Source organism: Kitasatospora sp. NPDC059646 (assembly GCF_042734615.1).
GTDB lineage: Bacteria > Actinomycetota > Actinomycetes > Streptomycetales > Streptomycetaceae > Kitasatospora.
In genome coordinates this window covers 228,448-238,932 of the sequence record NZ_JBHWDS010000003.1, presented here as the reverse complement: position 1 = coordinate 238,932, position 10,485 = coordinate 228,448, and the positions used below count along the sequence as shown (strand labels likewise).

7 protein-coding genes and 1 rRNA gene are annotated in these 10,485 nt (G+C 71.5%); 2 read left to right on the top strand and 6 right to left on the bottom strand.

What is annotated here, in order from left to right; translation table 11 throughout:
• From ACFV1L_RS03605 to trpS, 4 genes are all read right to left on the bottom strand, one after another.
• Window positions 1-93: ribosomal RNA gene (locus tag ACFV1L_RS03605) — 16S ribosomal RNA — on the bottom strand; the annotation flags it as partial.
• 541 nt (window positions 94-634) lie between these two features.
• The gene (locus ACFV1L_RS03600) at window positions 635-1,321 is read right to left on the bottom strand and encodes a nucleoside/nucleotide kinase family protein (protein ID WP_380362501.1); all 687 of its coding nucleotides are present in this window, start codon (window positions 1,319-1,321) and stop codon (window positions 635-637) included.
• An 11-nt stretch (window positions 1,322-1,332) separates the two neighbouring features.
• Window positions 1,333-2,262 carry an LD-carboxypeptidase gene (locus tag ACFV1L_RS03595; protein ID WP_380362500.1) on the bottom strand — a complete coding sequence of 310 codons (930 nt, stop codon included), beginning with the start codon at window positions 2,260-2,262 and terminating at the stop codon, window positions 1,333-1,335.
• Between the two features lie 293 nt (window positions 2,263-2,555).
• Window positions 2,556-3,593 carry a tryptophan--tRNA ligase gene (gene trpS, locus ACFV1L_RS03590; protein WP_380362498.1) on the bottom strand — a complete coding sequence of 346 codons (1,038 nt, stop codon included), beginning with the start codon at window positions 3,591-3,593 and terminating at the stop codon, window positions 2,556-2,558.
• An 886-nt stretch (window positions 3,594-4,479) separates the two neighbouring features.
• On the opposite strand from trpS, the gene ACFV1L_RS03585 reads away from it, so the two are divergent.
• On the top strand, window positions 4,480-4,818 hold the full coding sequence (locus ACFV1L_RS03585) for a hypothetical protein (RefSeq protein ID WP_380362496.1): 339 nt from the start codon (window positions 4,480-4,482) through the stop codon (window positions 4,816-4,818).
• A 122-nt stretch (window positions 4,819-4,940) separates the two neighbouring features.
• Here ACFV1L_RS03585 and ACFV1L_RS03580 read toward each other — a convergent pair whose 3' ends face one another.
• Window positions 4,941-5,420 carry an NUDIX hydrolase gene (locus ACFV1L_RS03580; protein WP_380362494.1) on the bottom strand — a complete coding sequence of 160 codons (480 nt, stop codon included), beginning with the start codon at window positions 5,418-5,420 and terminating at the stop codon, window positions 4,941-4,943.
• Window positions 5,421-5,636: 216 nt separating this feature from the next.
• Here ACFV1L_RS03580 and ACFV1L_RS03575 point away from each other — a divergent pair, with 216 nt between their 5' ends.
• Window positions 5,637-6,605: an ATP-grasp domain-containing protein gene (locus tag ACFV1L_RS03575; RefSeq protein ID WP_380362492.1), complete on the top strand. Its 969-nt coding sequence runs from the start codon at window positions 5,637-5,639 to the stop codon at window positions 6,603-6,605.
• Window positions 6,606-6,695: 90 nt separating this feature from the next.
• Here the strand turns inward: ACFV1L_RS03575 and ACFV1L_RS03570 are convergent, their stop codons facing one another.
• On the bottom strand, window positions 6,696-10,415 hold the full coding sequence (locus ACFV1L_RS03570; protein ID WP_380362490.1) for an ABC transporter ATP-binding protein: 3,720 nt from the start codon (window positions 10,413-10,415) through the stop codon (window positions 6,696-6,698).
• Between the last annotated feature and the right edge of the window lie 70 nt (window positions 10,416-10,485).

Here is a 10,485-nt window from a genome sequence, read left to right as displayed (position 1 = left end):
ACTGATCCACCCCGAAGGGCTTCACCGTTCGACTTGCATGTGTTAAGCACGCCGCCAGCGTTCGTCCTGAGCCAGGATCAAACTCTCCGTGAATGTCTCCACGGGGAGCGGCACAGCAGCCACCGGAATAAGGCGGCCCTGCGCACTGCGTCCTCGCTAGTGTTACTTCATAAAGGAATCTCCAACCAACCGATACCGGCTGGCCGGGGATGTCAACATATCTGGCGTTGACTTTTGGCACGCTGTTGAGTTCTCAAGGAACGGACGCTTCCTTCGAGCCGCATTCCTGCGAACCCTCCGGGCGCTTCGTTCTTTCGTGTTTCCAGCTTATCAGATGTTTTCCGCTCCGTTTTCCGGAGTTTCGATCCGACTTGCCGGTGTCTTCCGCGACCTGACGGCCCGTCCGACGTTTCAAACTCTAGCCGATCCCCGCTCCGAAAAGCGAATCCGCCGCAATCTCCGAAAACGCGCACAGCAAATACGAACGGAGACGCGAAAAGGACGCGACCCGTCAGGATCAGCTGCTTGGTTCTCAAGGGATTGGCCGCCCCGGGACCGTCCACACAGATGCGTGTCCGGTGCTCCCTGCCGAGCGACTAGACAACACTACGCCAACCGGTGGGCCTGCGCAAAGTCAGCCCGTGCGGACGATCCAGTCGCAGGCCGCCCGGGTGGTCTCCACGTACGCGGCGTTGGGCCGATCGTTGGTGTCGACGCGTCGACGTGCGGCGGTGGGGTCCTGGCCGCCGGCGGTGTGGCGGTCGAGGAGGCGGGTGTCGCGGGCGGCGTGATCGGCGTCGACGTACCAGAGTTCGCGCAGTAGTGCCCGGGCGTCCGTCCACGGAGTGGCGGAGGAGGCGAGGTAGTTGCCTTCGGTGACGACCAGGCGGGTGCAGGGGCGGATCAGGTGGCGGGCGGCGACGGGTTCGTCCAGCGTGCGGTCGAAGTCGGGTGCATAGATGTCGTGGAAGCGGTCGGCGGCGGCGCGTTGGAGAAGGGCGAGGTAGCCGCGGGCGTCGAAGGTCTCGGGGGCACCTTTGCGGGCGCGCAGGTGGAGGCGGTCGAGCTGGGCGTTGGAGAGGTGGAAGCCGTCCAACGGGAGGTAGGCGGCGGTGTCGGGGCCCTCGTGGCGGTTGATCTCGTCGATCAGCTGGCGGGCGAGGGTGGACTTTCCGGCGGCTGGCGGCCCGGCCAGGCCGAGCAGGACGCGCCCCGTCCCGCTGCCGGGGCCGCGGAGCAGGCCGAGCGCACGGGCCACGGCCGTCGCCGGAACGGCGGTGGAGGTGGAGGTGCCTTCGACGGGGATGCCTTCGACGCGCATGGGCCGCAACCCTACGCGTGAGTAGATGCGCTGAGAACAGGTGCGTCGAGCGTGACCGTGGCGGCGTCGGCGTCCAGGGTGGCGGGGACGCCGAGCGGCACCGTGAGGGAGGACGGACCGTGACCGAAACCGAGTTCCCACACGACGGGGACGCCGAGCCCGCCGAAGTGGTCGAGCATCACGGCGCGGACTCCGTCGAGTGGTCCGCAGCTGTCCCAGGAGCCGAGCACCACTCCGGCGATTCCGTCGAGGGCGCCGCTTCGACGCAACTGGGTGAGGATGCGGTCGAGTTGGTAGGGCTGCTCGTTGATGTCCTCCAGGACGAGCAGGCCGCCGGCGAACGACGGGCGGGCGCCGGGGGTGCCGCGGTCGGCGGCGAGGAGGGAGACGCAACCGCCCATCAGGACGCCGTGCGCGCGGCCGGGAACGAGGGTGGCGGCGTGGGCTCCGGTGAGGACGGTGGTGTCGGCCGGTTCGAACAGAGTGCGGCGGAGGTGATCGGCGGCCGGGGCGTCGGTGCTGAAGGTGCCGACGCCGGGCATCGGACCGTAGAGAGTGGGGACGCCGAGCTGCTGGGCGACGGCTTCGTGCAGGACGGTGATGTCGCTGAACCCGACCAGCAGCTTGGGCGGCACGGCACGCATCGCGTCCCAGTCGAGGAGGTCGACCATCCGGTGCACGCCGAAGCCGCCACGGACGCAGAGGACGGCCGCGATCTCCGGGTCGAGCCAGGCCGCCTGCAGGTCGGCAGCCCGGTGCGCGTCGGTGCCGGCGAGGTGCGGCAGCGTGGGATGGGTGTCGTGGACGTGCGGGAAGACGACCGCCTCCAGACCCCATGACCTGAGGATGTCGATGCCGAGGGCGAGTCGTGCGGGGTCGACCGCGCCGCTGGGGGCGACGAGGGCGACGCGGTCACCGGGACGGAGCGGGCGCAGGGGCATCGGGACTCCTTCGTGGTGCGGAGCGGCAGCGGGACCGGAGGCCGTACCGGGCGCGGGTCGGCGAGTGGTCCGTCTGCTGACGGTATCCCCCGCCCGTGAACCCGCCATCCCGATGCGATTGCTGGTGATCCGTCAGGAAGGGCTCCCTCAGGTGGGGATCAACCGCTGGTGCGGGTGGCGGCGTTCATCGGATGCCCGCGCCGCTGCCGGTGGGCGCGTCGTCCCCATGGACGACCGGCCCGCCGGCGGCGGGGCGAGCCGGTTTCAGCCGGCTGCGGTTGAGAGGCTCCGGTTCAGAAGGTGCCCATGGCGGTGCGGACCTCGGCCAGGGTGCGGTCCGCGATGGCGTTGGCGCGGGCGTTACCGGTGTGCAGAACGTCGCGCAGTACGGCGCGGTCGGCGGCGAGTTCGGCCCGTCGGGTCCGCAGGGGGCGGAGGAACTCGTTGACCGCCTCGGTCGCGGTGCGCTTGAGGAGGGCCGCTCCGCCGGAACCGATCTCCTCCGCGACGGCGTGCGGGTCCCGGTCCTGGCACAGGGCGATGAGCAGGACCAGGTTGGAGACGCCGGGGCGGGTGTCGGGCTCGTAGCTGATGTGGCGGTCCGCGTCGGTGACCGCTCCGCGCAGCAGTCGGGCGGTCTCGTCCTCGTCGGCGCCGAGGGTGATGGCGTTGCCGCGGCTCTTGCTCATCTTGCCGCCGTCGGTGCCGAGGAGCAGCGGAGCTCGGGAGAGCAGTGCCTGCGGCTCGGGGAAGAGCGGCGTGTAGCGGTCGTTGAAGCGACGGGCGATGAGGCGGGTGGTCTCCAGGTGCGGCAGCTGGTCCTGGCCGACGGGGACCAGGTCCGACTTGCAGAACAGCAGGTCGGCGGCCTGATGGACGGGATAGGTGAACATCAGTCCGCTGACGGCGGACTGCCGGGAGTGGGCGATCTCGTCCTTGACGGTGGGGTTGCGGGAGAGTTCGGCGACGCTGATCAGGCTGAGGAACGGCAGCATCAGCTGGTTGAGGGCGGGGACGGCGCTGTGGGTGAAGATCGTGGCGCGGTCGGGGTCGACGCCGGCGGCCAGGTAGTCGAGGACCAGGTTCTCGGCGTGCTCGGCGATCCGGTCGGCCCGGTCCCGGTCGGTGATCACCTGGTAGTCGGCGATCACGATCATCAACTCGATCCCCTGCTCCTGGAGTTGGACGCGGTTCCGGAGCGTGCCGAAGTAGTGGCCGAGGTGCAGCGGTCCGGTCGGGCGGTCGCCGGTCAGGATGCGGCGGTGGCCTTCGGTGCTGGTGGCGATCAGCGGGTTGGCGGTGCCGGGCGTCGTGTGCGTGGTGGCGGTCATGGCGGGGGTTCTCCTCGGTTCGCGGTGATGACCGCCCGCCGGGATCGGGACCCGTCCGAAATGATCGCGCCGGGGCCGCCCGTACGGACGGCCCTGGAGTCATGCAAGGGGATCGGCCGTCCTAGGACGGCCACCAGCGCAGGCATGACGTGAGAGACATGCCTTCACCATAACGCGGCGTCGAGAGCGGGCGGGCGGATTTCGGCCCGCCGGGCGGGAACCGGCGGACTGTGCACGCACGTCCCTTGGCCCGGCGCGCACCGGTGGTGCAGGATCGGGCGTGCCGAGAATCCGGAGGGCTGCAGCCATGACCTCGCTCGACCAGAACGCGCCGGACCGGCCGGAGGCGGACGCCAACCGTGGTGCGGCGGGCGCGACTTCGGCAGGTCCCGGTGCAGCGCGCGGCTCGGCACCGTCCGGGTCGACCCCGGGCGGGGCTGCTGACGCCGACTCGGGCGGTCACAGAGCGGCGGGCGGGCGCCAGGTGTCGGTCGGCCACGTGCTGTCCGGCGGGAGCGGGGCGGGGACGGGGGCGGCCGGGCCGTCGACGGTGACCGGGCAGGCGCGGGAGGCCGGGCCGATGCAGGAGCCGGGCGAGGTCGGGTCTGCGTCCGGGGCCGGCGGCGGCGTCGGGCCGGCGGGTGCCGCGGGACTGGTTGTGGGTGGGGCTACGGGCTCTCCTGGATCGTCGAGTTGGTCGTCGGGGGTCTGGGGTGTGGGCGTGACGGCGGGGCGGGTGCGGCCTCCGCGGCGGCCGACGCCTTCGCGGCGGCTGAGCCAGGTGCGGGCCGTTCCGTCCGCGTCGGCGCCGTTCGGCGGCACGGTGCAGGACGGGCCGGTTCCTGCGGAGGCGGAGGGTGCGCCGACTGCCCCGGCGGGTGTTCCGATGGGCGTGCTGATCGGGGGGTCGCCCGGGCTGGTCGAGAGTGTCGCCACCGTGGCTGCCCGGATCGCGGAGCGCCGGGTGTCCGCCCAGTTGCTGCGGTTCGGCACAGGGACCTGCCAGGTGGTGCTGCCGGAGTGGCGGCCGGCCATCGCGGTGTCCGTGCCCACCGAGCAGTTGCAGCGCTCGACCGGGATGAGCCTGGAGGAGCTGCGCACCGCGCTGCTCTCGGTGGTGATCAACCCGGAGGCGGTGCACGACCGCGAGTTGGGGCTGCGCGACTGGCAGGCCGAGGTCCCGGCGGCTCGTGGACGCCGGAGGGGTCGGCGCCAGGTCCGCTGAGCGGGCTCGGTCAGCTGCGGGTTCGGGTGCGGATGTCGTGCCTCGTGCGGCTCCTCTCTTCCTGCCTGTCGCCTGTCGGGGTCCGGCTCGGGCGGGGTGCTGCGCCCTCGTCTGTTCCGCCGTCAGCTGCTTCGGCGCGGGGTGCTCGGGGTGGTGTTGGGCAGGTAGCCGAGGTGGACCGGGACGATCGGGCCGGGCTCCGCGGTGCGGAGTGCGGCGATCAGCGCGGGCAGGTTCGGCGGCCAGAGCGGATCGGCGTCCGGTGCGGCCAGTTCGGCGGGCGTCCACCAGCGCCAGCCCAGGATGCCGTCGACCCGGTGGACTGCCGCGACGTCTCCCGGCTCACGCCGCGGACCGTACGTCAGGAATATGTGTTCGTGCTGGCGGACTGGCGTGCCGTGCCAGGTGAAGTCGTGCTCCCAGGTGCAGAGGAGCTCACCGGGCCGGAGGTCGGTCCAGCCGGTTTCCTCGTGCAGCTCGCGGAGCGCTCCCTCGGCGGGCGTCTCACCGGATTCCAGGCCGCCGCCCGGAGCGTTCCAGTGCAGCCCGACTTCGGAGTTGTCCGACCGGAACAGGAACACCTCGCCCTGCGGCGAGAGCACGACCGTTCGCGCCGCTCGTCGGGGTAGCCGTTCGCCTCTGCGCTTCTGACGTCTTGTGATCCACCGCACACGGAGAGTGTCGCAGCAGATCTGACGGAGTGTCGATCGAATTTTCGGGCCCGGCGGAGGACATCGTGGACCGCCGGCGCAGAACGCCTGGTCAACGCCGGGTCAAAGCCGGACCGTCCACCGATCGGTGGACCTAATCTGAGCGCCATGGCCGACCCCACTGTCATCCTTCCCTCGGACCCGCTGCTGCCGCGTCGGACGGACCCCCACTTCGCCTGGGAAGCCGGGCTGATCCGGGCTGCCGGCGGCAGGCAGGCGCTGATCGACCACGATGCCTTGCTGGCCGGGGACGCCGAGGACGCCGTCCGGCGTGTTCCCGGCGGCTCCGGGCCGCTCTGGTACCGGGGCTGGATGATTCCCACCGCCCGGTACGCCGAACTCGCCGAGGCCTTGGCGGACCGCGGCTGCGAGTTGCTGACCGGGCCGGACCACTACGCCGCCGCCCATGAACTGCCCGGCTGGTATCGGACTTTCGAGCCCGTGACACCGGCCAGTGCCTGGCTGCCCGGTGCCGATTGGGACCGTCCCGTGCTGGCTGCGGCCGCCGCCGCCCTGGGCGGACGAGGCCCTGCGGTGGTGAAGGACTACGTGAAGTCCCGCAAGCACGAGTGGCACGAGGCGTGCTACGTGCCCGAGTTGGCCGACCTGGACGCGCTGGAGCGGGTGGCCTCGCGGTTCGCCGAGTTGCAGGGCGAGTTCCTCGCCGGTGGCTTGGTGCTCCGCCGCTTCGAACCGTTCGCGCGGGCAGCGGACGGCCGGACGGAGGAGGCCCGGGTCTGGTGGCTGGACGGCGAGCCGGTGCTGATCGGGCCGCATCCCGACTGCCCCGCAAGCCGGGTCGAGCCCGACCTGTCCGCCGTTCGGCCACTGGTGCGGGAGTTGGGGTGCCGCTTCGTCACCACTGACCTGGCGCGGCTGGCCGACGGCGGCAGTGCTCGCGGTGGGCGCGGCACCGGGCGGGAAGCCGGCGACGGCGGGAGCCGAGGCGGCGGCGCGGGCGGTGAGTGGCGGGTGGTGGAGGTCGGGGACGGCCAGGTCAGCGAGTTGCCGTCCGGGGTGGATGCCGAGGTGCTGTTTCGGGCACTGCTCGGTGCCGCACGGTCCGTTCGGGCGTGAGGCTGTACGACCCCGGCAGGCCCGGGCCCGACGAGTGGTCGGGCCCTGGGCCTGCTCCGGTGCCGGACTGCTCGGCGACGACCGGGTTGCTCAGCCGAGCGCCGGTGCGGGGTGCCCTTCGGCGACGAAGGCGTTCCACAGCTTGGCGTAGGTGCCGTCCCGGTCGAGGAGTTCGGTGTGCGTGCCGTCCTCCACTATTCGTCCGTGGTCGAGGACGACGACCCGGTCGGCGCGCTCGGCGGTGGTGAGCCGGTGGGCGATGACCAGGGTGGTGCGTCCGCCGGCGAGCCGGTCGGCGGCACGGTTGACGGCTGCTTCGGTGGCGAGGTCGAGGGCGGCGGTGGCCTCGTCGAGCAGCAGGATGTCGGGGTCGACCAGTTCGGCCCGGGCGAGGGCGATGAGCTGGCGCTGACCGGCGGAGAGGTTGCGGCCCCGGGGTGCGACGGTGTGCTGGTAGCCGCCGCTGAGCCGGATGATCATGTCGTGCGCGCCGACCGCCTTGGCTGCGGCTTCGACGTCGGCGTCGCTCGCCCCGGGCCTGCCGTAGGCGATGGCGTCGCGGACCGTCCCGGCGAACAGATAGGCCTCCTGCGGGACGACGCCGAGCCGGTGCCGGTAGCCCTCCAGGTCGTAGCTGGTCAGGTCGGTGCCGTCGACCCGGACGGTGCCGCCGGTGGCGTCGTAGAACCGGGCGACCAGCTTGACCAGGGTGGACTTGCCCGCGCCGGTCTCGCCGACCAGCGCGACGGTCTGACCGGCGGGTATGCGCAGGTCTATCCCGGTGAGCACCTCGGGGTTGCCGTCGCCGCCGCCGTTGTAGGCGAAGCTGACGTTCTCGAAGGCGATCTCCCCGCGCAGCGACCCGACCGGAATCGGGTTCTCGGCCTGGGGCGTGGTGGTGGGGGTGCGGAGCAGGTCGCGGATCCGGCCCAGGCCGACGGCGGCCTGCTGGTAGCCGTCGAAGATCTGCGAGAGCTGGTTGACCGGGGCGAAGAAGAGGTCGATGTACAACAGGTAGGCGACCAGGGCGCCGATGGTGAGGGTTCCGTGGTCGACCCGGGAGGCGCCGACGATCAGGACCAGGGCGGACGCGACGCTGGACAGGAACTGGACGAACGGGAAGTACAGCGAGATGTACAGCTGTGCCTTGGCCCGGGCGTGCCGGTAGGCGAGGCCGCGTTCGACGAACCGGTCGGTGTTGGCGTCCTGGCGGCGGAAGGCCTGGACGATCCGCATGCCGGCGACGTTCTCCTGCAGGTCGGCGTTGACCGTGCTGATCAGGTCGCGGGAGATCTGGTACTGCTGGGCGGACTTCTTGCGGAACAGCAGGGTGGCGATGATCAGCGGCGGCAGCACCGTGAGGACGACCAGGGCGAGGCCCGGGTCGATCACGACGAGGGCCGCGAAGATGCCGACGAAGGTGAAGAGGCTGACCACCGCGGTGACCACACCGGTCTGCAGGAACGAGGAGATGGAGTCCACGTCCGTGGTCATGCGGGTCATGATCCGGCCGGTCAGCTCGCGCTCGTAGTAGTCGAGGCCGAGCCGGTTGAGGTGGGCGAAGATCTTCAGCCGCAGCGTGTAGAGGACCCGCTCGCCGGTGCGCCCGGAGACTGTGCTCTCGGTGGCCTGCACCAGCCAGTCGAGCAGGACGACGGCCAGTGCCAGCAGGGAGGCGACCGCGACTCCGCCGATGGCGGCCTTGCTGACGCCGTCGTCGATGCCGTGCCGGATCAGCACCGGCAGCGTCAGGCCGGCGGCGGTGTCCAGTGCGACCAGCAGCAGGGCGAGCAGCAGGGGGCGCCGGAACGGGGCGAGCAGTCGGGCCAGGTTGAACCCGGGGTCGGCGGCCTCGGCCTGCTCCACCGGGATGTCCGGGGTGTCGGTGGCGGGCGGGAGCGCGGCGACCTTGGCGAGCAGTTCGGCGTCGGCGGCGGGCTTCTCCGCGGCCGGCGCCGCGTTCGCGGGCTGCACCTCCGCCTCGGCCTGCTCGGGCTCGGCCGGAACGGGAGCGGGAGCGGCCAGCGCGTCCGGGTCGGTGATCAGCGACCGGTAGCGCGGACACCTGGCGGTGAGTTCCTCGTGGGTGCCCAGGTCGATCAGCCGGCCGGCCTCCAGGACGGCGACCCGGTCGGCGAGTTGCAGCGTCGAGCGGCGGTGGGCGATCAGGAGGGTGGTGCGACCGGACATCACGCTGTCCAGCGCGTCGTGGATCTCCGCCTCGATCTGCGGGTCGACCGCGGAGGTCGCGTCGTCGAGCAGCAGGATGCGGGGGTCGGTGAGGACGGCGCGGGCGAGGGCGATGCGCTGCCGCTGGCCGCCGGAGAGGGTGAGGCCCTGTTCGCCGACCTTGGTGTCGTAGCCGTCGGGGAGCTCCCGGATGAAGCCGTCGGCCTGGGCGATCCGGGCGGCCGCGAGGATCTGCTCCTCGGTGGCTTCGGGATGACCGTACGCGATGTTGGTGCGGACGGTCTCGGAGAACAGGAAGCTCTCCTCGGGGACGATACCGATGGCGGCGCGCACCGAGTCCAGGGTGGCTTCGCGGAGGTCCTGCCCGAAGAGTCGGACGGTGCCGGCCGTGGGGTCATAGAAGCGGGGCACCAGTTGGGCGACGGTCGACTTGCCGGAGCCGGACGCGCCGACCAGGGCGAGGGTCTCGCCCGGGGCGATCCGCAGGGTGAGGCCCTCCAGCACCGGGACGCCGTCGGGGGCGCTGCCCGGCTCGGGGTGCTCTTCCGCCCGGTAGTGGAAGTCGACCTGGTCGAGCTCCAGGGCGGGCGTGCCGGCCGGGGCCGCGTCGGGGTCGAGGGGGCGGGCGTCCGGCGCGTCGGCGACCAGCGGGCGCTGGTCGATCAGCTGCAGGACGCGCTCCACACCCGCCCGGGCCTGCTGGCCGACGGTGATCACCATGGCGAGCATCCGGACCGGGCCGGACATCTGCGCCAGGTAGGTGGAGAAGGCGACGAACGTACCGAGGGTGACGTCTCCTCGGACGGCCAGCCACCCGCCGACGGCGAGTACGGCGACCTGCCCGAGGGCGGGGACGGCCTGCATCGCCGGGGTGTAGCGCGCGTTCAGCCGGATCGAACGGAGCCGGGCGGCGAACAGGGCACGGGAGGCCCGCTCCAGCTTTCCGCGCTCCTGGGCTTCCTGGCCGAAGCCCTTGACCACCCGGACGCCGCCGACCGCGGCGTCCACCACGCCGGCGACCTCGGCGGCCTGCTGCTGGGCGGCCCAGGTGGCGGGGAACAGGCGCTTGCGGCTGAGCGTGGACAGCCACCACAGCACCGGTGCCATCACCAGCGCGATCAGGGTGAGCGGCAGCGACAGCCAGAGCATGACCACCATCGACATGCCGAACATCAGGGCGTAGCCCGTCATCATCGGCATCATCGAGAGCAGCCCGTTGACCAGTTGCAGGTCGGAGGTGGCACGGCCGACCACCTGGCCGGTGTCCAACCGGTCCTGGCGGTGCCCGTCCAGCCTGGTCAGCGAACGGAACAGGTCGGCTCGCATGTCGTGCTGGACGTCGAGGGCGAGCTGCCCGCCGTAGTAGCGGCGGATCTGCGTGCACAGGAACACGCCGGCTGCGGCGACCAGGAGCAGCACCGCCCAGGGGGTGAGCGGGCGGCGGTGCGTGGCGATCACGTCGTCGATGATCAGCTTGGTGATGAGCGGGACGATCGAGGTGATCGCCATGCCGACGAGCGACGCCCCGAAGGACAGCAGCAGGTTGCGACGGTAGCGCCAACAGTAGCCACCGAGCCGGCGGAGCCAGCCTTGCTCTGGGAAACCATGAGTCTCGGGCATATTTAGTGATGCTAACCATTCGGCCGATTGAGCGTCCATCGGATTCGACGGGCGCATAGGAGGCTGAACG

Coding starts and splice junctions, on each gene's coding strand:
- ACFV1L_RS03595 (WP_380362500.1), bottom strand. CDS start 2,262: ATGCCCCTGCGCCCGCTCCGTCCCGGTGACCGCGTCGCCCTCGTCGCC.
- ACFV1L_RS03585 (WP_380362496.1), top strand. CDS start 4,480: ATGGGCGTGCTGATCGGGGGGTCGCCCGGGCTGGTCGAGAGTGTCGCC.
- trpS (WP_380362498.1), bottom strand. CDS start 3,593: ATGACCGCCACCACGCACACGACGCCCGGCACCGCCAACCCGCTGATC.
- ACFV1L_RS03575 (WP_380362492.1), top strand. CDS start 5,637: ATGGCCGACCCCACTGTCATCCTTCCCTCGGACCCGCTGCTGCCGCGT.
- ACFV1L_RS03600 (WP_380362501.1), bottom strand. CDS start 1,321: ATGCGCGTCGAAGGCATCCCCGTCGAAGGCACCTCCACCTCCACCGCC.
- ACFV1L_RS03570 (WP_380362490.1), bottom strand. CDS start 10,415: ATGCCCGAGACTCATGGTTTCCCAGAGCAAGGCTGGCTCCGCCGGCTC.